Annotated in this window: 20 protein-coding genes; 11 read left to right on the top strand and 9 right to left on the bottom strand. The window is 57.8% G+C overall.

The window, feature by feature from the left end; all coding sequences use genetic code 11:
* Nucleotides 1-117: 117 nt before the first annotated feature.
* The gene (gene osmE / locus KO1_RS11300) at nucleotides 118-456 is read right to left on the bottom strand and encodes an osmotically-inducible lipoprotein OsmE (protein ID WP_004101339.1); all 339 of its coding nucleotides are present in this window, start codon (nucleotides 454-456) and stop codon (nucleotides 118-120) included.
* Between the two features lie 230 nt (nucleotides 457-686).
* On the opposite strand from osmE, the gene nadE reads away from it, so the two are divergent.
* A complete protein-coding gene (nadE, locus tag KO1_RS11295; RefSeq protein ID WP_004112373.1) occupies nucleotides 687-1,514 on the top strand; it encodes an NAD(+) synthase in 828 nt (275 codons plus the stop codon).
* Nucleotides 1,515-1,617: 103 nt separating this feature from the next.
* On the top strand, nucleotides 1,618-2,478 hold the full coding sequence (gene cho / locus KO1_RS11290; protein ID WP_017146075.1) for an excinuclease Cho: 861 nt from the start codon (nucleotides 1,618-1,620) through the stop codon (nucleotides 2,476-2,478).
* A gap of 181 nt (nucleotides 2,479-2,659) precedes the next feature.
* Here cho and KO1_RS11285 read toward each other — a convergent pair whose 3' ends face one another.
* The 8 genes from KO1_RS11285 to astC all read right to left on the bottom strand — a co-directional run bounded on the left by KO1_RS11285 (nucleotide 2,660) and on the right by astC (nucleotide 12,326).
* Nucleotides 2,660-4,702, bottom strand: coding sequence for a DUF2207 domain-containing protein (locus KO1_RS11285; RefSeq protein WP_023320757.1), 2,043 nt, complete (start codon nucleotides 4,700-4,702; stop codon nucleotides 2,660-2,662).
* 4 nt (nucleotides 4,703-4,706) lie between these two features.
* Complete coding sequence (locus KO1_RS11280; protein ID WP_023320756.1) at nucleotides 4,707-5,249, bottom strand: LemA family protein; 543 nt, start codon at nucleotides 5,247-5,249, stop codon at nucleotides 4,707-4,709.
* Nucleotides 5,250-5,471: 222 nt separating this feature from the next.
* Complete coding sequence (gene spy, locus KO1_RS11275) at nucleotides 5,472-5,954, bottom strand: ATP-independent periplasmic protein-refolding chaperone Spy (RefSeq protein WP_004101331.1); 483 nt, start codon at nucleotides 5,952-5,954, stop codon at nucleotides 5,472-5,474.
* A gap of 351 nt (nucleotides 5,955-6,305) precedes the next feature.
* A complete protein-coding gene (gene astE / locus KO1_RS11270) occupies nucleotides 6,306-7,268 on the bottom strand; it encodes a succinylglutamate desuccinylase (RefSeq protein ID WP_017146079.1) in 963 nt (320 codons plus the stop codon).
* Between the two features lie 9 nt (nucleotides 7,269-7,277).
* Nucleotides 7,278-8,603 (bottom strand): N-succinylarginine dihydrolase, encoded by a 1,326-nt coding sequence (gene astB / locus KO1_RS11265; RefSeq protein WP_024274047.1) that lies wholly within the window; start codon nucleotides 8,601-8,603, stop codon nucleotides 7,278-7,280.
* The gene (gene astD / locus KO1_RS11260; protein WP_024274046.1) at nucleotides 8,600-10,078 is read right to left on the bottom strand and encodes a succinylglutamate-semialdehyde dehydrogenase; all 1,479 of its coding nucleotides are present in this window, start codon (nucleotides 10,076-10,078) and stop codon (nucleotides 8,600-8,602) included. The genes astB and astD overlap by 4 nt, the downstream gene beginning before the upstream one ends.
* Nucleotides 10,075-11,109 carry an arginine N-succinyltransferase gene (gene astA, locus KO1_RS11255; RefSeq protein ID WP_004112343.1) on the bottom strand — a complete coding sequence of 345 codons (1,035 nt, stop codon included), beginning with the start codon at nucleotides 11,107-11,109 and terminating at the stop codon, nucleotides 10,075-10,077. Before astA ends, astD begins: the two co-directional genes overlap by 4 nt.
* Nucleotides 11,106-12,326 (bottom strand): succinylornithine/acetylornithine transaminase, encoded by a 1,221-nt coding sequence (gene astC, locus KO1_RS11250; protein ID WP_004112342.1) that lies wholly within the window; start codon nucleotides 12,324-12,326, stop codon nucleotides 11,106-11,108. The genes astA and astC overlap by 4 nt, the downstream gene beginning before the upstream one ends.
* A 444-nt stretch (nucleotides 12,327-12,770) precedes the next feature.
* On the opposite strand from astC, the gene xthA reads away from it, so the two are divergent.
* The 9 genes from xthA (at nucleotide 12,771) to KO1_RS11205 (ending at nucleotide 20,628) form a co-directional block, all read left to right on the top strand.
* Nucleotides 12,771-13,577: an exodeoxyribonuclease III gene (gene xthA, locus KO1_RS11245; protein ID WP_004101319.1), complete on the top strand. Its 807-nt coding sequence runs from the start codon at nucleotides 12,771-12,773 to the stop codon at nucleotides 13,575-13,577.
* 183 nt (nucleotides 13,578-13,760) lie between these two features.
* Nucleotides 13,761-14,423, top strand: a complete 663-nt coding sequence (locus KO1_RS11240; protein ID WP_017146083.1) for a TVP38/TMEM64 family protein — start codon at nucleotides 13,761-13,763, stop codon at nucleotides 14,421-14,423.
* Nucleotides 14,413-15,111 carry a TVP38/TMEM64 family protein gene (locus KO1_RS11235; protein ID WP_016808493.1) on the top strand — a complete coding sequence of 233 codons (699 nt, stop codon included), beginning with the start codon at nucleotides 14,413-14,415 and terminating at the stop codon, nucleotides 15,109-15,111. Before KO1_RS11240 ends, KO1_RS11235 begins: the two co-directional genes overlap by 11 nt.
* Nucleotides 15,108-15,659, top strand: a complete 552-nt coding sequence (locus KO1_RS11230; RefSeq protein WP_004112333.1) for a carboxymuconolactone decarboxylase family protein — start codon at nucleotides 15,108-15,110, stop codon at nucleotides 15,657-15,659. Before KO1_RS11235 ends, KO1_RS11230 begins: the two co-directional genes overlap by 4 nt.
* A 9-nt stretch (nucleotides 15,660-15,668) precedes the next feature.
* Nucleotides 15,669-16,829 (top strand): ABC transporter substrate-binding protein, encoded by a 1,161-nt coding sequence (locus tag KO1_RS11225; RefSeq protein WP_023320750.1) that lies wholly within the window; start codon nucleotides 15,669-15,671, stop codon nucleotides 16,827-16,829.
* Nucleotides 16,802-18,337: an ABC transporter permease subunit gene (locus KO1_RS11220; RefSeq protein ID WP_023320749.1), complete on the top strand. Its 1,536-nt coding sequence runs from the start codon at nucleotides 16,802-16,804 to the stop codon at nucleotides 18,335-18,337. Before KO1_RS11225 ends, KO1_RS11220 begins: the two co-directional genes overlap by 28 nt.
* A complete protein-coding gene (locus KO1_RS11215; RefSeq protein ID WP_016808491.1) occupies nucleotides 18,337-18,969 on the top strand; it encodes an ATP-binding cassette domain-containing protein in 633 nt (210 codons plus the stop codon). Before KO1_RS11220 ends, KO1_RS11215 begins: the two co-directional genes overlap by 1 nt.
* A gap of 78 nt (nucleotides 18,970-19,047) precedes the next feature.
* Nucleotides 19,048-20,343: a rhodanese-like domain-containing protein gene (locus tag KO1_RS11210; protein ID WP_023320748.1), complete on the top strand. Its 1,296-nt coding sequence runs from the start codon at nucleotides 19,048-19,050 to the stop codon at nucleotides 20,341-20,343.
* Between the two features lie 57 nt (nucleotides 20,344-20,400).
* Nucleotides 20,401-20,628, top strand: a complete 228-nt coding sequence (locus KO1_RS11205; RefSeq protein ID WP_017146085.1) for a hypothetical protein — start codon at nucleotides 20,401-20,403, stop codon at nucleotides 20,626-20,628.
* Nucleotides 20,629-20,786: the final 158 nt, after the last annotated feature.

Below are 20,786 nucleotides of genomic sequence, written 5' to 3'. Positions count from 1 at the left end.
TTTTGACTGCCCTCACATTTCCCTCAAATAATTCGCGCAATTAAATAAGCATCAGCGCTCATAAAAAAGCCCGACCAATGGTCGGGCTTTCGTAGGAATCAGCACTATGGCGGGATGTTACTTACTGTTGCGCGGGTCGGTATCGTATTCAGCGCAGGTCTGATAACCAGAATTCATCACACGGCCGGTTTCATCCAGCGCGACGAAGTAGGTTTCAATTTTACCATCGCGTTGACCCAGGATGTATGTCTGACAGGTACCGCGTGCGTGGATCATCGTCACTTCTGATGAAGGTTTACCAGCAATTTGCGCAACCTGTGCGCGGGTCATGCCTTTTTTAACGTCTTTAACCACCGGCTGGGTGAACTGATCTTTAGTACGGTCATAGGCCGTACACCCTGCCAGCATGGTTAATACAGCTGCTGCGCCCAGAAATCCTGCAAAATGCTTGTTCATATTCCATCCTCTTTTTTTTGGCGTGTAAATAAGCCTGGAATAAATATCGTTATTTTTCAAGCCGAAGGTGGAAATGAAGCGAAATTAAGATCTTTCCAATAATAAAGCCCGTTCCGTTGAGGTTGCCTGCTTTTGCTACACTCAAAATTGTGATCCTTGTCGTTTTACCGTCAAAGAGGTAGGTTAAACCTCTGCTGATTGCCATACAGATTCACTTTCCGGAGGGCGCGATGACGCTACAACAAGAGATTATTCAGGCGCTGGGCGCTAAACCCCAGATCGATGTCGAAGCCGAAATACGCTGCAGCGTAGACTTTTTGAAGTCCTATCTGCAGAAATACCCTTTTATTAAATCGCTGGTCCTCGGCATCAGCGGCGGCCAGGACTCCACGCTTGCCGGTAAGCTCTGCCAGCAGGCAATCAATGAGCTACGCGCCGAAACCGGTGACGACAGCCTGCAGTTTATCGCCGTTCGCTTGCCGTACGGCGTGCAGGCAGACGAGCAGGACTGTCAGGACGCCATCGCTTTTATTCAGCCGGACCGTGTATTAACGGTCAATATTAAGGGTGCTGTGCTGGCCAGTGAACAGGCGCTGCGCGAAGCCGGCATTGAGCTTAGCGACTTTGTTCGCGGCAACGAAAAAGCCCGCGAACGCATGAAAGCGCAGTACAGCATCGCCGGGATGACCCACGGCGTGGTGGTAGGTACCGATCATGCGGCGGAGGCTATTACTGGTTTTTTCACTAAATACGGCGACGGCGGCACGGACATCAACCCTCTTTTCCGCCTCAACAAACGTCAGGGCAAACAGCTTTTGGCCCATCTGGGGTGTCCGGAGCACCTGTATAAAAAACTGCCGACTGCCGATCTTGAGGACGACCGCCCCTCCCTGCCGGACGAAGTGGCGCTGGGCGTGACCTACGAGAACATCGACGACTATCTGGAAGGTAAAACGCTGGACGAGAAAGTCGCTAAAACGATCGAAGGCTGGTATCTGAAAACCGAGCACAAACGCCGCCCGCCAATCACCGTCTTCGACGATTTCTGGAAAAAATAACCCCTCTTTCCCTCGCCCCGACTCAGGTTGGGGTGATTTATTGTCCTTTTCGCTCCGCTCTTCCCCTGCTATACTGGATAAATAAACAGCACCAGGAGCAATAGTGGCAAGAAGGCAATCCGCCCCGCGTCTCGAATTTGAAGCGGCGGCAATCTATGAGTATCCCGAACATCTGCGTCCGTGGCTTGAGGCTCTGCCCAGGCAGCCGGGGGTATATCTGTTTCACGGCGAAAGCGATACCCTGCCGCTCTATATCGGCAAAAGCGTTAATATCCGCAGCCGGGTATTGTCGCATCTGCGCACCCCCGACGAAGCGGCTATGCTGCGCCAGTCACGACGCATCACCTGGCAACGGACGGCGGGCGAGCTCGGCGCACTCCTGTTAGAAGCGCAGCTCATTAAGGAACAGCAGCCTCTGTTTAATAAACGTCTGCGGCAAAACCGGCAGCTGTGCTCATTGCGCCTGGCTGACGCCCGACCGCAGGTGGTTTACGCCAGCGAGCTGGATTTCTCGCGACAAAGCGATCTCTATGGCCTTTTTGCCAATCGCCGCGCCGCGCTGCAGGCGCTGCAAAAAATTGCCGACGAGCATCGCCTTTGTTATGGATTAATGGGACTCGAGCCGCTCAACCGCGGGCGCGCCTGCTTTCGTTCGGCGCTGGGCCGCTGCGCAGGAGCCTGCTGCGGGAAGGAGAGCGTTGAAGCGCACCAGCAGCGTTTGGTGGAAAATATGCAAAAAATGCAGCTGGTATGCTGGCCATGGGCCGGGGCGATCGCGCTGGAAGAGCGCAGCGAGGATATGACGCAGTACCATATTATTCAAAACTGGCTATGGCTGGGCGCCGTAGAATCCCTGTCGCAGGCCTCATCGCTCACGCGTCTGGCGGCAAAATTTGACCATGATGGTTATAAAATACTGTGTAAACCGCTGCTTAGCGGCCGCTATAAGCTGCATCCGCTGTAAAACTGACCGTGGGCCATGCCTGTCCTGACGAACAGCTCATATCGCATTCCGTGGTGATATGGCCTTGCCCGGTTTAAAAACTGCTGCCATACGCGTTTCCCGTCAGTCCGGTAAGACCTGCCGGGAAACGCACGATGCCAGCATCAGATCCCGCAGTAGGTTATCGGGGCGTCTCCCTTAATTACCAGCCTCCGCCGCCGCCTCCGCCTGAGCCGCCGCCGGATGAACCGCCACCGGAAGAGCCGGAACCGCTATAGCCTGAACCCGATGATGAACCGCCCCCTGAACCGCTGGTCGGCGAGGATATAGAGGAGGTTCGACAGGACTCGCTGAAATGATGCACGCTTTCCCAGCCAGCACCGGCAAACGCTTCCGACAGAGCGCCAGTACTACTCAGATAGTGGGCAAAGGTGTTCGCCCAGGTTTTCCCCACGCCAAGCGCCAACGCTACGGGCAGTAGTTCTTCAAAATGGGAGATCATCTGCGCAGGCGGGTAAATAATCTGATAGCGGTTCTTTTCAGCGGTGCCAAGATACAGCTTCAGTCCTTTGGCGACGGCCAGCTCATCCAACCCGCGCTGCGTATAACGAGGCGTTTTCCAGCCAACAAAAACGCACAGGGCGAACGCCATCAGCAGCGCGCCAATATATCCGGCGGGAAGTTGGGTTATGGGCAACATTCCCAACAGAAAATTGCTTCCGCCGAGCATCGCTAAAATACCAAAAGAGGCACAAAACAGTACCGGGGCGGGGCCCCAGTCGCGCCACATCTCCCGAGGATGACAAAGAAACCGCAAGAAAAAAGCCAGCAGCGAACCGCCGATCAGCATAAAAACTGCGGCCGGTATCGTCAGCAGCGCGGCCTCCGCATTAACCCAAAGACCGCACGCTACCGGAACAAGCAGCGCAATGTAGATGCAGCGCCGCAGCGGTTGCCCCCATTTACGAAAGAGTTTAGCCCGCTGTTCTTCACAACGCGTCTCCTGACGTTTACGCGCACTCTGCACTGACCGCTGATGGGCCTTACTGAGATCGATATTTTTCTGTTTGCCTTTAAATAGGGTGCTTAATAGCTGGAGATCGTCTCTGTTTAACCGTCTGTTTCCCTCAACGGGGAGGCGGGTCAGCCGTTGTTTGATGCCGGAATTTAATCGCCACGGGCTGCGGGATGGATTTTTGTCGCTCGTCAGCGTCATCCCGCGTTTCGCGACCAGCGCTAATAAATCGCTGCTAAAAGCCACATCGTCATATTTACGCCGGGTAATAAAACGCAGGTGGCCTGGCGACATGGAGGCAGGCAGCGAAAAGAGCGGCACAACAGGCGGCATTCTCAACCCGGCCTGGGTGACGTTCTTCCGCCACCAGAGCAGATAATAAACGAGCATGAACAGCAGCGGCAGCCATATCACCCAGGTTTTCAGGTTGGGGAAAAGTAAATGCACCAGCGGCGAAGCGGCCTCCGGCGCCGGAGCGCGGGCAAGTATCTCCCGCGGCCAGGTATAAACAACCGTCAGCCCCTCCCCCTTTGCCAGCGGACGCAGAGTGCGCACGCTACCGTCGGGCAGAATCGTTGCGTTGTGCTCTTTGGCGCCAGCGATCCCGGTATAAACATCAATTGAGCGCAGCCTGGCATCTTTGGCGTCAGCGTTGAGATTTGCGGCGCTATCCGGTAGCGTCAGGCTAAAGCTGGCCTTGCTAATTGGCCAGGCCCAGTCATTGCCCGTCACGTTCCAGTACAGTTCATCCCACAGGGGAAATCGGCTGAAATGGTTGCTGATTTGATAGCGAATCCGATAGTGATAGATCCCTGGTTTTAATATCTTTTCGCCGCTGCCGATACGTACCGTCAGGCTTTTTGCTGCCTCATCAAGGCTAAATGGCTCAGAGATGCCATCGCGCGACACCGATTCGATCGTATAGTCAACACGGAAGATTTTGCCATCCTGGCGGTTCCACGTGAGGGGAAGCGTGCGCAAAATCCCTCGCCGAATCTCCTTCCCCAGGGCAAGTACCTTGATATTCTCCTCAATCGCCATGCTGCCGTTCGGGCTAAAGCGCGCCCGGGAATCAAAAGAGAGGATATGTTCATACGCCAGGATAGCGCCAGCGGGGAGTTGAGAAGCATCTTTAATAATAATCGGGTTGTTTGCGGAGAATGCTGCGCTGGCAGGCAACAGCAACAACAATACGAACGCGCGCACTACCCGCAGAGTTATACAGAGCATTTAATCACTCCATCCGTGGAGATTGAGCTTCTTCCGGTGAGTCCAGTTCAAAGAAAGCTTCTGCTTTAAATTTAAATAGTCGCGCCAGCAGCAGGCTGGGGAAAGACTCGACCAGAATATTCAAATCGCGCACCGTACCGTTGAAGTAGCGGCGAGCCATCTGCAGCTGCTCTTCTATTTCATTAAGCGATTGCTGTAATGAGAGGAAGTTGTCGCTGGCTTTGAGTTCCGGCCAGGCTTCGCCGAGCGCGAAAATACGTCCCAGCGTAGCGGAATAGTGGCGTTCGCTGTCGGCTATCTGTTTGGTGCTGCCGACCAGTACGCTACGCTGGCGGCCCAGTTCTTCCAGCAATTCCTTTTCGTGCAGCGCATAGCGTTTCACCAGACTCAGTAGATTGGGCGCCAGATCGTGGCGGCGCTTAAGCTGCACAGCGACACCGCTCCAGGCCTCGTCTTTGAAACGACGCAGTGAGATAAAGCGGTTATAGGTCATGATAACCCAGACGAGGACGACAACGAGGACGGCGAGGCCGATATACATTTCCATATGCAAAATCCGAAGCGATAGCGGGCAGCAGAGTCAGGGTGACTGCGCCCATGATAACGGTTGAGGCCTCATCCTCGCATATTCGCCCCTGTCGGGTAAATCAGGTTTCACCGGCGTTTTGCCGTTGCCCCGCCGCAGATGCAGATAAAAAAACCGCCGGCCCTGCCCAAAGCCTGTTGGCATTCTTGGGCAAGACCGGCGGTCTTAAGTCAGCGCGCTGAATTATTCAGCTGGTGCAGGCATTTTACCTTCCGGCGCTTTACGATCTGTCAGATGCTTCTCAAAATTAGCATTGAACTGTTTTTTCTGTTCCGGGGTCAGAATGTTGTAAATCTTGTTCTGAGTTTCCAGTCGAGCCAGCGCCATTTCTTTATGCTGGGCTTCCATTTTATCAATCTGCGCTTCCGCTTTTGCCTTATCGAAGGTATCGCTGGCAACCAGTTCATGCATCGCGCGGCGCTCATCCAGGGACGGACGCTTCATATTGTCGCGCTGGCTCTTCATGATGTCGCGAATTTGCGTTTTCTGCGCGTCGGTCAGGTTCAGACCTTTAAACATCATTTCATGTGGGCCCGCCGGGCCGCGCTTATGATGCATCATCGGCGCGGTCTCGCCTGAGGTTGCCGTAGTATCAGCCGCGTGAGCCAGGTTAGCCGCGCCAAGAGCCAGAGTAGAGGCAACAAACAGAGCTGTAATCTTTTTCATCGTTCAATCCTTACTTTGCGTTATTCTTACGGCGCGTTGCCGTGTTGACGAGATTAACTTTACGACGTTTATCGTCAATTAGTCAGAGCAAGCGTAAAACATTGAAAGTATAAAAAACAGTTTCTGACCAATTATGGAGAAAATAAGGATTATGGGGAGATAATTGCAAGAAAAAATAATTAACAGGCTGTTTTGTCGAGAAATTATGAAGACTATAAACCAGCGCAGATTAAAAACAAAGCATTTATCCAGGAATAATCCGCAATCAGCCGATAGCGCACAAAAAATTAAGATCTAAAGGAAAAAACAGCCGGCAAAATAAATGCCATCGCCACCGGGGCGACAGCATATTCAGAAGCGTTCGAGCATCAGCCCGGCTCGCTGGCCAAAAGCTACGTCGGGGTTGGGAAACAGCACATATTCTGGCTCCTTAGCCGCGACATAGCGGGTTTCGCCATCTTCAGCCAGCAGCGTCCCGGCAGAAAAGGGGGTGAAGTTTAGCGTCTGCGCCGACATATGCAGCTGAAATTTGTCGCTGCTGCGGGTAATTTGCTGCACCACTCTGTAGCGCAGCGGCGAATCACCGGCAGCCAACGCCCTCTCGCCGGCCAGCAGACGCGCCAGCGCGCGCTGCGTCGCGGCAAACTGGCTGAGATCGTTGTCGCCAAAAGGAAGCGCTTTTCCCAGTTCCAGCGTGCAGGAGTGCGCGCCGAAACGTTCGCTACTAAAATGGGTAAAGGTGCCGCCCGGCTGCTGATGAAAGACCAGCGCTTCCAGGCCAGCCGCCCCCAACCAGCCCAGGAATGCTTCATCCCACGGCTTATCGCGCGCTGGCAGGACGCCAAAGCGCGTATGCAGCGATCCGCGAATAGCGGTATGTAAATCCAGGTGCCAGCGCTCACCGCTACCCGGCGCATAAAAGCGCGCCAGCGCATGCTCCAGTTGCCGGGCGCGAGCGGTTTCATCGCTGACGCTGAAAGCCCGCCAGCGCTCACCAAACATCCGATTAATATCGCTGTGCAGATAGCGTTTATTGGCCCTCAGCGCCGAAGGATTGCCGAAGACCACCAGCAACCGCCAGCGTAACGGCAACTCCCCGCAGAACAACTGACGCAGCAGTAAATCCGTGATTTCGACCGGCGCGGTTTCGTTACCGTGGATCCCGGCGGACAATACCAGCGAGCGCTCGCAGGGCTCATGGGGAATGAGCTGCAGTATACCGCAGTCAATCCAGTGCCAGCGGAAGTGCGCCGTTTGGCCATGAAAATGGTGGGGCAAACGCCCAGCCAGCGTTAATGCCAGAAAGTCGTCCACGACATCTCCTTATTGCTGAAACGGATATACGGAGCCGAGGCGCAGGATTTGCGTCAGGCGGTCGAGCGCTTCGCGACCTTCGCGCAGCAGCTGCGGATCCGCAAGGTCGGCCTGGGTCAGGCGATCGCGATAGTAGCGGTCTACCCAATCATTCAAAGTGGCGAACAGCGCGTCGTCGATCATGACCGCCGGATTCACCGCTCGTCGCTCGTTCTCAGTCAGCACCACCCGAAGACGCAGGCAGGCCGGGCCGCCGCCGTTGGCCATGCTCTCGCGCAGGTCGTAAACCTGAAGCTCATCAATCGGGTTATCGCCCTCCACCAGCCGGTTCAGATAACGCCAGACGCCCGGATGCTCCTGCGCTTCCAGCGGCAGAATCAGCCGCATTCCGCCCTCGCGTTTGCTCAGCAGCTGGCTGTTGAACAGATAGGTCGCCACCGCCTCTTCTACCGATACCTGGCCCGCCGGCACCACAAGCGGCGTAAAACCAGCAACCCGCTCCGTCAGCTGCTGCAGGAGCTGCGGCTGATCGACAAACGCCTGCTCGTGGCAAAACAGCACCTGCTGATTGCTTACCGCAATCACATCGTTATGAAATACGCCCTTATCAATCACCGCCGGGTTTTGACGGGCGAAAATCACTTGCCGGGGGTTGACCTGGTTGAGGCGGGCAACGGCCTGGCTGGCCTCCAGCGTCTGCCGCGCCGGGTAGCGCTGCGGGCTCTCTTCCCCACCCTGCTGACGACCGTAAATAAACAGCTGCACGCCAGGGGCGCCGTAGTCGCCGCCGAGACGGTTATGGTTTGCCGCCCCTTCATCACCGAACAGCGAGGCCTGGGGTAGCGCGCCGTGTACGGCAAACCGCTGCTCATCAGGGAAAATAGCCTTCAGCAAAGCCTCGGTGGTAGGCGCTTCGCTGGCGCGGTGGAATTTATCATTGAGGTTGGCGACGGTCAGATGCACCCGGCCGTCCAGCGAATCCGCCGATGGCGAGACCGTAGCGGCGTTGGCCACCCACATTGATGAGGCTGAACTGGCCGCCGAGAGGAGCTCCGGCGCCTGACGCGACGCTTTTTCCAGCACCTGCTCATCGCTACCGCTAAAGCCAATCTGGCGCAACAGGGGGATGTTTGGCCGCTCCTGCGGCGGGATGATCCCCTGCGGATAGCCCGCATCCGCCAGGGCTTTCATTTTTTTCAGCCCCTGCTTTGCCGCCAGCTGCGGATTTGACACCCGATAGCGGTGTTTGGTCGAAGCCTCGTTGCCGAAAGATAATCCCGCATAGTGATGGGTCAGGCCCGGCAGCCCGTCAAAGTTCACTTCCCAGGCGTTCATTGTGAGCTCTCCTGGCCAAAATCCAGACCCGGGCTGAGCGCGACCGGGAGCGACAGCTCCGGCGATTCCAGGCTGGCCATCGGCCAGGCGCAATAATCCGCGGCGTACCAGGCCCCCGGCCGATGGTTACCGGAAGCACCAGTCCCGCCAAACGGCGCGGTGCTGGCGGCGCCGGTGAGCGGTTTATTCCAGTTCACGATACCGGCGCGCGCCTCCAGCAGCAGCTGGTCGAACTTCTCGCGTTCGGCGGAGATCAGCCCGCAGGAAAGCCCGAAGCGGGTCGCGTTAGCAAGCGCAATCGCCTCATCGAAATGGTCGTAACGCCAGACGCAGAGCAGTGGGCCAAAAACCTCTTCATCGGCCACCTGCGCGACCTCGCTCATGTCGATAATACCCGGCGTCAGCAGCGACGTTTCGGCCTGTAGCAGACGCGGCTCCAGCAGCGTTTGGCCGCCGTTGGAGACGTGTGTCAGCCAGGCCTGATGCACTTTCTGCGCCGCCTGCGCTGAAATAAGTCCCCCGAGGAAAGGCTGCGGCTCTGCATCCCAGGCGTCAGGAATAAGTTTTTGTGACACTGTCACCAGACGGCGAAGAAACGCATCGCCAGCCTCACCGCGCTTCACCAACAGCCGACGCGCGCAGGTACAGCGCTGGCCTGCGGTAATAAATGCCGACTGAATGGTGAGATGAACGGCGGCATCGATATCCTGCGGTTCATCGACGATCAGCGGATTGTTGCCGCCCATCTCAAGAGCGAGTATTTTTTCCGGCTGGCCGGCAAGCTGGCGATGGAGCTGAAAGCCGGTGGCAGAGCTGCCGGTAAACAGCAGACCGTCGATATCTGACTGACCGCTCAGCGCTTCGCCGGTCTCCCGACCGCCCTGAAGCAGGTTAAGCACCCCGGGCGGCAGGCCGGCTTCTGCCCAAAGCCTTACCACCGCTTCGCCGCTCTGTGGGGTCAGCTCGCTGGGTTTGAACACCACGGTATTGCCCGCCAGCAGCGCCGGAACAATATGTCCGTTTGGTAAATGTCCGGGAAAATTGTAGGGACCAAACACCGCCAGTACGCCGTGCGGCCGGTGACGCAGAGTGGCTGCGCCGTCGGCCAGTGCGGTTTGCGCTTCCCCCGTACGACTATGGTAAGCGTTTACTGAAATCGCGATTTTGTTGATCATCGCGGTGATTTCCGTCGCCGCTTCCCAGCGCGGTTTGCCGGTCTCCTGAGCAATAATGGCGGTTAATTCAGCTTTGTTCGCGTCAAGTAAAGCAGCAAACTTTTCTGCTATCGCTTTGCGGGCGGCAAACGGCTGGCGCGCCCACGCGGGGAATGCCCGCCGCGCCGCGCTGACCGCCAGCGCAACCTGCTCAGCATCGGCATCCTGTCCCTGCCACAGTAGCGCCTGGCTTACCGGGTTATGTTTTTGTCGGGCCGGGCCGCGACCGCTTTGCCAGTCGCCATTGATCCATAAACTCATGATTTTTTCTCCTCAGGGCACAGGCGAACCAGGCGAATTTGTTCACCGGAATGGCATTTCAGGGCATCCAGCTCACGCGCGCTTAGCACCAGGCGGTCGCTATCCGGGTCCGCGTGAACGAGCATGGCGCGAAAGTGATGGTACTGTTCATTGGCGATCAGGCATGGCGGCCACTCTCCCGCCTCGGGTTCGCCTTCAACGACGGTAACCAGCCGACTTTTGCGGATGGCCCGCACCCGGTCAATTTCGCATTCCAGCGTCGGACCGCCGTCGAAAATATCGACGTAGTTGAGATAGCGGAATCCCTCTTTTTCCAGCACCGCGCGGGCCGGGGCGGTTTGCGGATGAACCTCGCCGATAACCGCCCGCGCTTCATCGCTTAAGAAGTCGATATACAGCGGGTGCTTCGGCATCAGCGCGGCGATAAACGCTTTTTGCCCGGTGCCGCACAGATAGTCGGCGCGGGAAAACTCCATCGCGAAGAAGCGTTTCCCGAGGCTCTCCCAGAATGGCGAGTAACCGTGCTCATCAATTACGCCGCGCATTTCCGCCACGACCTTATCGTTGAAGCGTTCACGAAAGGCGGCCATAAACAGAAAACGCGACTTCGACAGCAGATAGCCGTTGCCCTCTTTTCGCCATTTTGGATCAAGGAACAGGGTACACAGTTCGCTGCTGCCGGTATGGTCGTTACTGAGAAACAGCGTCGGCAGGGCGTTATAGACGTTTAGCTCTTTCGATGCGTGGACCTGCGTACCAACGCGATAGTTGTACCAGGGGTCGTTAAGCCCTACGGCCACCTCAATGGCGCAAATTCCCGCCACCGCGCCGCTGGTGCAGTCCTCCAGAACGAATACATACCCCTGTTCGCTTTTCGGCAGCTCGCCGCGCCAGGTCATCTGTGAACGTTCAATGCGCGCGGCCAGCGTGGCCTCATCGGCCGGCAGCGATGTCAGGCCGCCGCCGGTTTCGCCTGCCAGCGTCATTAACCCCGGCAGGTCACCTTTTTCGACTGGACGGATCACCATCATGATGAGACCCCCGAGAGAAAGCGTTTGCAGGCCAGCTCGAAGCGATCCAGGCCGCTATTGACTTCGTCTTCGCTGATAATCAGTGCCGGTGCGAAGCGCAACACGTTGGCGCCGGCAATCAGCATCATTAGCCCTTCCTCCGCCGCCAGGTTGCTGATGTTTTTCGCCTTGCCGGCATATTCATCTTTCAGCACGCAGCCAATAAGCAGCCCCAGACCGCGAACCTCTTTAAACAAGCCGTACCGGGCGTTGATGGCGTTGAGCCGTTCGCTAAACCACTGATGGCGCTGCTTAACGCCGTTGAGAACCTCACGCGTGTTGACGATGGCAAAGACTTCCCCCGCCACCGCGCAGGCCAGCGGGTTGCCGCCGTAGGTGGTGCCATGAGTACCCACGGTCATTACGCTGGCGCAGCGTTCCGTGGCCAGCAGCGCGCCGATCGGGAAACCGCCGCCCAGCGCTTTCGCGGTGGAAAGCACGTCCGGCGTCACGCCATAGTGCATATAGGCGTACAGCTCCCCGGTACGGCCGACGCCGGTCTGGACTTCATCGAAAATCAGCAGCGCATTGTGCGCATCGCACAGCTCACGCAGGCCGCGCAGGAATTCCACATCCGCTGGTACGACGCCGCCTTCCCCCTGCATCGGTTCAACGATCACTGCGCAGGTATTGTCGTCGATCAGCGCCTTTGCCGAGTCGAGGTCGTTAAAGATAGCGTGCTGAATCTGCGGCGGCAGCGGCGCAAAATCCTGTGAATAGGCCGGCTGACCGCCCGCAGAAACAGTAAACAGCGTGCGGCCATGGAAGGCATTCTTGAATGCCACAATGCCGCTTTTCTCACTGCCGAAACGATCGTGGGCATATTTGCGCGCCAGTTTTAGCGCCGCTTCGTTGGCTTCAGCCCCCGAGTTACAGAAAAAGACCCGGTCGGCAAAAGTGGCGTCAATGAGCTGCTTAGCCAGACGTAGTACCGGCTCATTGGTATAGCCGTTGCCGGTATGCCAGAATTTCTCCGCCTGTTCGGTCAGAGCCTTAACCAGCTGCGGGTGCGCATGGCCGAGGGCATTAACCGCAATGCCGCCGGCAAAATCGATATACTCCTTCCCCTGCTGATCCCACAGGCGTGACCCTTCGCCGCGTACCGGAATAAAAGCCGCTGGCGCGTATACAGGCATCATCCATTCATCAAAGTTGCTACGCGTAATTGACTGAGACATATCGACCTCTTCCGGTAAACAAAAAGTTTAAATAATGTTAATGAATATGGTTATTACGCTGTAAATGTAGATTGCACGGTTCGTGCCAGCCAGAGGTAAAAATGCATAAATCGAGGTCGTCAACGAAATATCAATAAGTTACGAAAGACCGCTATTCACATAAAATGCATAAAAAGTGAATAAAAATACTAAAAGAGGCTTTAGCAGTGGAATAAAAAGAAAGATTATGCAGGGGTAAGATATAATTCTGTAATTGTGATCCTTGACGAAATTTATCGGCAATAATCGCCCTTTTTTGGCGCAGCGCGTTCCAGAATGGTGCACACTTTGTGCAAACAGGCTACCAACCGCTGCAATCGGCAGAATAAAGCGCCTTTGCGCAGCCAGCCCGGCGAATTTCTGCTACCATCCCTGCACTATTCACCTTGCACAGTGGCAGCGACTATGAAATTTGTCTCTTTTAATATCAACGGCCTGCGTGCCCGCCCGCATCAGCTGGCCGCCATCATCGACAAACACCAGCCCGACGTCATCGGCCTCCAGGAAACCAAAGTTCACGACGATATGTTTCCTCTCGAAGAGGTCGCGAAGCTGGGCTATAACGTCTTTTATCACGGGCAGAAAGGCCATTACGGCGTCGCGCTGCTAACCAAAGAGACACCGATCTCGGTGCGCCGCGGCTTCCCCAACGATGGTGAAGAGGCCCAGCGCCGCATTATCATGGCGGAAATCCCGTCTCCGTTTGGCAACGTGACGGTAATCAACGGCTATTTCCCGCAGGGCGAAAGCCGGGATCATGAAACCAAATTCCCGGCGAAAGCGGCCTTTTATCAGAATCTGCAGAACTACCTTGATACCGAACTGAATAAAGAGAATCCGGTGCTGATTATGGGCGATATGAACATCAGCCCTACCGATCTTGATATCGGCATCGGCGAAGAGAATCGCAAGCGCTGGCTGCGTACCGGCAAATGTTCATTCCTGCCGGAAGAGCGCGAATGGATGGAGCGTCTGCTGGGCTGGGGCCTGGTGGATACGTACCGCCATGCGAACCCGCAGGACAACGAACATTTCTCATGGTTCGACTATCGCTCTAAGGGCTTTGACGATAACCGCGGGCTGCGTATCGACCTGCTGCTGGCCAGCCACCCGCTGGCGCAGCGCTGTATCGAGACCGGCATCGACTACGAAATTCGCGGCATGGAAAAACCCTCCGACCATGCCCCGGTATGGGCCACCTTTAAAGTCTGATGATGCCCTCTGTCAGGCTCTCCCGCCCGGAGAGCCTGAGCCATATCAAAAAAGCCGCCGTAATAGATTGTGAACGTCGGCAAACTATTATACTGTCGCGCGCACTTTTGACCGCCCGCGTAAGACAGGAGAACCCAATGCAAAAGAAGCCGTCATAAAGCAGAGTATAAGCTGCTTTCTGTTGTGGTCATCCTGAGCATTTTCGCCTGTATTATCCAGCAGTCGGGTTTTGCCGAGCTGGTCACTCATTTCCACCATCTGCGCGAAATGATCCGCCAAAGCGGTGGCTTCGGGTATGCGCTCTATATCTTGCTGTTTATTATCGCTACCCTGTTTTTGATTCCGGGCAGTGCGCTGGTCATTGCCGGCGGTGTACTTTTTGGCCCTCTGACGGGAACCTTGCTATCGCTGCTGGCGGCGTCGGTCGCCTCCTCCCTGTCGTTCCTGCTCGCCCGTTGGCTGGGCCGCGAGCTGCTGCTTAAATACTTCGGAGAGACGGCGATATTCCAGGCAATTGAAAGAGGCATTGAACGTAGCGGCTGCGACTTTTTAATTCTGACCCGGTTAGTCCCGCTGTTTCCCTATAATATTCAGAATTACGCCTATGGCCTCACGGCTATTTCATTCTGGTCGTTTACCTTTATTTCCGCCATAACCACCTTGCCCGGCATATTTATTTATACGCTGATGGCCAGCGAACTTATCCGCGACGGTATCACTTCCCTTTTTGTGCTAAAGCTAACGCTTGCCGGGCTGGTGTTATTTGTCCTGATTCAGGCAGCCAAAAGATATGCCCGCTATCGGCGGATCGACACGCAACGGTGGCGAATCAACGATGAAAAATAGCCAGGCGATCTACCGGATAATCATTGGCGCTACGCTGCTGGCGGGGCTGCTGGCATGGTGGCTGATCCCCGGCGTTAATGGGTTTATGCAGCGCAGCCTCGCCGCCTTTGCCACGCTCGATCAGCTGGCTATTGAGCGTTTTATCGACTCCTGGGGGCCGCAGGCGGCCCTGGTCTCCTTTGCGCTGATGATTCTGCAGGCGATTATCGCCCCGCTTCCCGCTTTTCTCATCACCTTCGCTAACGCTTCCCTGTTCGGCGCCTTCTGGGGCGGCGCGCTATCGTGGGTGAGCGCCATGGCCGGGGCGGCGCTGTGTTTTTTCATCGCCAGAGTATTTGGCCGCGAAGCGGTGGAAAAGCTGACCGGCAAAAGCGTATTGCAGAGTATGGATGGCTTTTTTACCCGCTACGGTAAACACACCATCCTGGTTTGCCGCCTGCTGCCCTTTGTACCTTTTGATCCGGTAAGTTACGCGGCCGGACTGACCTCAATACGCTTTCGCCATTTTATGCTGGCTACCGGTCTGGGCCAGTTGCCCGCCACGATAGTCTACTCGTGGACCGGCAGCCTGCTGACGGGCGGTACATTCTGGCTGGTAACCGGTTTATCGATCCTGTTTGCGCTGGCGATCCTGGTGGTCGTCGCGAAAGCACTCTATCTTGAACAACAAAAGAGGCGTTCACGATGAGCTTACCCCCCCTGAAGTCAATTCCCCTGATTCTGCGCCCGCAGGCCTGGCTGCATCGCCGCCACTACGGCGAGGTGCTGAGCCCTATTCGCTGGTGGGGTCGCATTCCGCTGGTCTTTTATCTGGTGTCGATGTTCGTCGGTTATCTGGAACGCAAACGCTCGCCCCTCGAGCCGGTGCTGCGTTCGCTGGTCAGCGCCCGCATCGCGCAGCTGTGTTTGTGCGAGTTTTGTATTGATATCACCAGCATGAAGCTGGCGGAGCGCAGCGGCGGCAGCGATAAACTCCTGGCTGTAGCCGGATGGCGAGATAGCGCGCTATTCAGCGAACGCGAGCGGCTGGCGCTGGAGTATGCCGAAGCGGCCAGCATGACGCCTCCGGCCGTCGACGACGCGCTGCGCGATAAGCTGGCGGGACAGTTTGATGCTCAAGCGCTGACCGAACTCACGGCGCTGATCGGGTTACAAAACCTGTCAGCGCGCTTTAATTCGGCGATGGCGATCCCCGCCCAGGGGTTATGCCAGCTTCCCACCGATTCGAAACCATAAGGAGTGGTTATGCGTAGTTTGTTGGTCTTCGCTTTGCTGTTGCTTTCTCCGCTGTCCGCCAGCGCCAACTGGCAATCCACGCAACAAGAGGCTCGCGGCCAGACGGTGTGGTTTAACGCCTGGGGCGGCGATCCGGCGGTTAACCGCTATCTCGACTGGGTCAGCGAAGAGGTGAAGCGCGACTATGCCATCGATCTGCGCATCGTGCATATCGCCGATGCCGCCGACGCGGTAAAGCGCATTCAAAGCGAAGCCCGCGCCGGACGCAGTTCTGGCGGTTCTATCGACCTGCTGTGGGTTAACGGCGAGAATTTCCGCACCCTGAAAAGCGCAAATCTGCTGCAAACCCAGTGGGCGGAAACCCTGCCCAACTGGCGCTTTGTCGATACGCAAAAGCCGGTGCGCGAAGATTTCTCCATTCCTACCGACGGGGCGGAGTCGCCGTGGGGCGGCGCGCAGCTCACTTTTATCGCCCGCCGTTCGCAAACGCCCGACGCGCCCAACGATCCGCAGGCGCTGCTGGCTTTCGCCGCCGCGCACCCCGGTAGCGTTACCTATCCGCGGCCGCCGGATTTTACCGGTACCGCCTTTCTCGAACAGCTGCTGCTGACGCTGACCCCAAATCCTGACGCCCTGCGTCAGCCGCCGCAAGAGGCCAACTTCGCCGCCGCGACCGCGCCGCTGTGGCAATACCTTGACCAGCTTCACCCTCTGCTATGGCGCGAGGGCCGCGACTTCCCGGCTTCGCCCGCCCGTATGGATACCATGCTGACGAACGGTGTCCTCAGGCTGTCAATCACCTTCAACCCGCTGCACGCGCAGCAAAAAGCGGCCAGCGGCGAGCTGCCGAAAGACAGCTACGGCTTCGGTTTTAGCCAGGGGATGCTCGGCAACGTCCACTTTGTGGCGATCCCGGTTAACGCCCGCGCGACGGCAGGGGCGAAAGTTGTCGCCAATTTCCTGCTCTCACCGCAGGCGCAGCTGCGCAAGGCCGACCCGGCGGTGTGGGGCGACCCCAGCGTGCTGGATCCGGCGAAGTTAACGGCAGATGAGCGCCAGTCCTTCAACGCCGTTGTGCCGCAGGATTTGCCGCCAATGCTGGGAGAACCGCACTCGGCCTGGGTAGAAGCGCTGGAGCAGGAATGGCTGCGCCGCTACGGCACGCACTAAGGCTGCTGGCCTGGGCCGCCGTCGCGCTGATCTATCTCCCGCTGCTGCCGGCCGTTTCTCTGATGACGCTTCCGGCGCTGCGCCTGACGCTTTGGCAGTCGCTGGTTGCCGATCCGCAGTTCTGGCAGGCGCTGGCGGCGACTCTCGTCTCAACCCTGCTCTCGGTTGGCGGCGCGCTGATCATCACGCTCTCGGTTGTTGCCGCACTCTGGCCATCAAGCGGTTGGCGCCGGCTGGCAGCCAGGCTGCCGCTGCTGCTGGCGGTACCCCATGTCGCCTTCGCTACCGCCGCCCTGCTGCTATTTGCTGAAGGCGGCTGGCTCTCTCGCCTGCTGCCCTTTTTCATTCCGCCAGTTGACCGCTACGGCATTGGCCTGGGTCTGACGATGGCGGTCAAAGAGAGCGCATTTCTGTTGTGGGTGGTTTACGGCCTGTTAGGTGAGAAACGGCTGGCGGGACAGGCAACGGTATTAAAAAGCCTCGGCTACGGCCGCTGGCAGTGCCTGAAGTGGCTTGTGCTACCCGCCCTGCTGCCAGCGCTGGCGATCGCGCTGCTGGCGACCGCCGCCTGGAGCCTTTCGGCGGTTGATGTCGCGCTGGTAATTGGGCCGGGCAACCCGCCGACGCTGGCGGTGCTGGCCTGGCAATGGTTGAGCCAGGGCGATGAACAACAGCAGGCCAAAGGGGCCCTTGCCAGCCTGGTATTACTGCTGACGCTCGTCATGATGGCGCTGCTGGCATGGGGAGCCTGGCGCGTCTGGCGGCGGCGGATCCCACCGGTTCAGGGGATCCGCCGCCCGCAGCCGCGGGCGCTCGTCGGGAAAAGCTTCGCGATTCTCCTGCCGCTGTGTGGCGTGCTCTGCGCGCTGCTGCTGGCGGCGACGGCGCAGAGTCGTGCTCCGCTCGGCGATAGTATCGGCAACAGTCTGTGGCTCGGTCTCTGCTCTGCGCTTCTCGGCGCGGTCGTTTGCCTGCTGTGGCTGGAGCTTGGCCCTTCCCGCTTCGGCGGCTGGATCTGGCTGCCGCTAATTTTACCGGCGCTGCCGCTGGTGGACGGGCAATATCAGCTGGCGCTGTATACGTGGCAGGACGGCGAGTGGCTTACCGTTTTATGGGGCCATCTGCTATGGGTGGTACCATGGATGCTGTTTATTCTGCATCCCGCGCGTCGCGCGGCCGATCCGCGCGCGGAGTTGGTTGCCCGAACCCTCGGCTGGCATCAGGGGCGTATCTTCTGGCTGGTCACCTTACCTGCCCTGACGCGTCCGCTGCTGACGGCGCTGGCGGTGGGCTTTTCGGTAAGCATTGCGCAATATCTACCGACGTTATGGCTGGGAGGCGGGCGGATCCCAACGCTGACCAGCGAAGCCGTGGCGCTGAGCAGCGGCGGCGATATCGCCACCCTCGCCGCGCAGGCGCTGTGGCAGTTGCTGCTACCGGCGGTATTCTTTGCTCTCACCGCTCTGCTGGCCTGGCCGATTGGCCGCTATCGACAAGGATTACGCTAATGTTGATCGTCAAAAACCTGACTCTCAGACTCAACGGGCAGCCGCTGCTGCGCGACGTCGATTTTTCGGTCGCAGCGGGCGAGATATTGACGTTGATGGGCCCCTCCGGCAGCGGCAAATCGACGTTGTTCGCCTGGATGGTGGGCGCGCTGGCGGAAGATTTCCGCGCCGCAGGGGAGCTGTGGCTGGATAACCAGCGCTGCGACAGTTTACCCACCGAGCGGCGGCGTATCGGCATCCTGTTCCAGGACGCGCTGCTGTTTGACCACTTCAGCGTCGGACAAAATCTGCGGCTGGCGCTGCCCGCTGACGTCCAGCGTTCCCAGCGCAAACCGCAGGTAGAACAGGCGCTGGAGCGCGCCGGTCTGGAGGGTTTCTACAGCCGCGATCCGGCCACCCTTTCCGGCGGCCAGCGGGCGCGGGTCAGCCTGATGCGCGCCCTGCTGGCCCGACCGCGGGCGCTGCTGCTTGATGAGCCCTTTAATCGCCTCGACATTGAGCTGCGCGCCGATTTTCGCCGCTGGGTATTCGACGAACTGGCGCGGCTGGCCATTCCGGCGCTGCTGGTGACGCACGATCGCCAGGACTCTCCCGTCGGCGGGCGCTGTTTACATATGAGCCAGTGGCAATGAAAGCCTGCGCTATCGCAAGGATTTTTCCGCTGAGAACGCCGAGAATTGCCGCTCAATTTTCTACTGTCGGGCATTTCGATGAAACGTGTTTCTCAATTGACCGCACTCGCCCTCCTGATGGGGCTTGCTGCTTCCACCTCCGCCGCTGAATCCATGCCAACGCTAACGCTCTCCACGCTGCAACAGCAGAACGGCGTCGCTATTGATACGCGTCTCAGCGCTTTCTATAACGGCTGGCCGCAAAGCGCTAACGGGCCTCAGGGTCATGAACCGCAGGCGCTTAACCTGTCAGCCAGCTGGCTTGGCGCGATGAACGACGAACAGCTGAGCGCCTGGGCTAAGCTGCACAATCTGCAGACCTCTACGCCAATTGCGCTATACGGCAACGCCGAAGACAACGCGAAAGTCGCGGCGCGCCTTCAGGCTGCTGGTTTCACTCATCTCAGCTCCCTCGGCGATGCCCTGAGCCAGGCAGGTCGCCTGCAAAAGCTGCCGCATTTTGAACAGCTGGTATATCCGCAGTGGCTGCACGACCTCCAGCGCGGCGAGCCGGTTACCGCCGCGCCTGCCGGTGAATGGAAAGTTTTTGAAGCCGCCTGGGGCGCGCCGAAGTTTTATCTGCTGAGCCATATTCCGGGCGCCGGTTATATCGACACTAACGAGGTGGAGAGCGAACCGCTATGGAATAAAGTGTCCGACGCGCAGCTAAAAGCGATGCTGGCAAAACACGGCATTCGCCATGACACCACGGTAATTTTGTACGGTCGCGACGTGTATGCCGCCGCCCGCGTGGCGCAGATTATGCTCTACGCCGGCGTGAAGGATGTGCGCCTGCTCGACGGCGGCTGGAAGACCTGGTCCGATGCCGGTCTGCCGGTTGAGCGCGGAACGCCGCCAGAACAGAAACCTGAACCGGATTTTGGCGCCCCCATCCCGGGCCAGCCGCAGCTGATGCTCAATACCGAGCAGGCTCGCGCCCTGCTGCATCGTCAGGATGCTTCGCTGGTCAGCATCCGTTCCTGGCCGGAGTTTATCGGTACCACCAGCGGCTACAGCTATATCAAGCCGAAGGGCGAAATTGCCGGGGCTCGCTGGGGTCATGCCGGAAGCGATTCCACCCATATGGAGGATTTCCATAATCCGGACGGCACCATGCGTAGCGCTGATGATATCGCCGCGATGTGGAAATCATGGAATATTCTGCCGAGCCAGCAGGTCTCTTTTTACTGCGGCACCGGATGGCGCGCCTCAGAAACGTTTATGTACGCCAGGGCGATGGGCTGGAACAACGTCTCGGTCTACGACGGCGGCTGGTACGAGTGGAGCAGCGATCCGAAAAATCCGATTGCGACTGGCGATCGCAAGCCGGAGTGATATCGCGGCTTTGATGCCGGGCGATGGATTTGCCCGGCACGTTAATGATAAAGGACGATGAAATTGACCATTAATACCGAGTATATCGAAAATCTTATTCTGACATTTATGGTGGGTTTGCCCATCGTGGCTACTGTCGCCGTTGCATGGCAAACCTGGCATAAACACAAATCCGATCCCGATACTTTCGGCAAACACTGGCGCGTATGGCGCAATGCGATCCTGACACTAATTCTCAGCGCTGGGGTGGGTTTTGGCCTGGTTCTGGCCAGCCTTACAAACTAATTCACTCCTGATTCGCCGTACCACCAGCGCTGTTATTTTCTTGTTGGCGCTGATTTTCCTTTAGACTCAGACACCTGTGTAACGGTCGTCAGAACCCGTAGCCAGGGCAAGGCGCGTTAAGCGCCGCCCCCGGGAGCATCGCGCAGAGTGGGTGAATT

The organism is Klebsiella oxytoca NBRC 105695 (assembly GCF_001598695.1).
Taxonomy (GTDB): Bacteria; Pseudomonadota; Gammaproteobacteria; order Enterobacterales; family Enterobacteriaceae; genus Klebsiella; species Klebsiella oxytoca.
The sequence above is the reverse complement of the archived record's forward strand: the minus strand, read 5'-3'. Positions and strand labels throughout refer to the sequence as shown.

What these genes read in the sequence shown, in the direction of transcription:
- osmE (WP_004101339.1), bottom strand. Translation starts at nt 456, where the DNA reads ATGAACAAGCATTTTGCAGGATTTCTGGGCGCAGCAGCTGTATTAACC.
- nadE (WP_004112373.1), top strand. Translation starts at nt 687, where the DNA reads ATGACGCTACAACAAGAGATTATTCAGGCGCTGGGCGCTAAACCCCAG.
- KO1_RS11285 (WP_023320757.1), bottom strand. Translation starts at nt 4,702, where the DNA reads ATGCTCTGTATAACTCTGCGGGTAGTGCGCGCGTTCGTATTGTTGTTG.
- KO1_RS11280 (WP_023320756.1), bottom strand. Translation starts at nt 5,249, where the DNA reads ATGGAAATGTATATCGGCCTCGCCGTCCTCGTTGTCGTCCTCGTCTGG.
- spy (WP_004101331.1), bottom strand. Translation starts at nt 5,954, where the DNA reads ATGAAAAAGATTACAGCTCTGTTTGTTGCCTCTACTCTGGCTCTTGGC.
- astB (WP_024274047.1), bottom strand. Translation starts at nt 8,603, where the DNA reads ATGAACGCCTGGGAAGTGAACTTTGACGGGCTGCCGGGCCTGACCCAT.
- astD (WP_024274046.1), bottom strand. Translation starts at nt 10,078, where the DNA reads ATGAGTTTATGGATCAATGGCGACTGGCAAAGCGGTCGCGGCCCGGCC.
- astA (WP_004112343.1), bottom strand. Translation starts at nt 11,109, where the DNA reads ATGATGGTGATCCGTCCAGTCGAAAAAGGTGACCTGCCGGGGTTAATG.
- astC (WP_004112342.1), bottom strand. Translation starts at nt 12,326, where the DNA reads ATGTCTCAGTCAATTACGCGTAGCAACTTTGATGAATGGATGATGCCT.
- xthA (WP_004101319.1), top strand. Translation starts at nt 12,771, where the DNA reads ATGAAATTTGTCTCTTTTAATATCAACGGCCTGCGTGCCCGCCCGCAT.
- KO1_RS11235 (WP_016808493.1), top strand. Translation starts at nt 14,413, where the DNA reads ATGAAAAATAGCCAGGCGATCTACCGGATAATCATTGGCGCTACGCTG.
- KO1_RS11230 (WP_004112333.1), top strand. Translation starts at nt 15,108, where the DNA reads ATGAGCTTACCCCCCCTGAAGTCAATTCCCCTGATTCTGCGCCCGCAG.
- KO1_RS11225 (WP_023320750.1), top strand. Translation starts at nt 15,669, where the DNA reads ATGCGTAGTTTGTTGGTCTTCGCTTTGCTGTTGCTTTCTCCGCTGTCC.
- KO1_RS11220 (WP_023320749.1), top strand. Translation starts at nt 16,802, where the DNA reads ATGGCTGCGCCGCTACGGCACGCACTAAGGCTGCTGGCCTGGGCCGCC.
- KO1_RS11215 (WP_016808491.1), top strand. Translation starts at nt 18,337, where the DNA reads ATGTTGATCGTCAAAAACCTGACTCTCAGACTCAACGGGCAGCCGCTG.
- KO1_RS11210 (WP_023320748.1), top strand. Translation starts at nt 19,048, where the DNA reads ATGAAACGTGTTTCTCAATTGACCGCACTCGCCCTCCTGATGGGGCTT.
- KO1_RS11205 (WP_017146085.1), top strand. Translation starts at nt 20,401, where the DNA reads ATGAAATTGACCATTAATACCGAGTATATCGAAAATCTTATTCTGACA.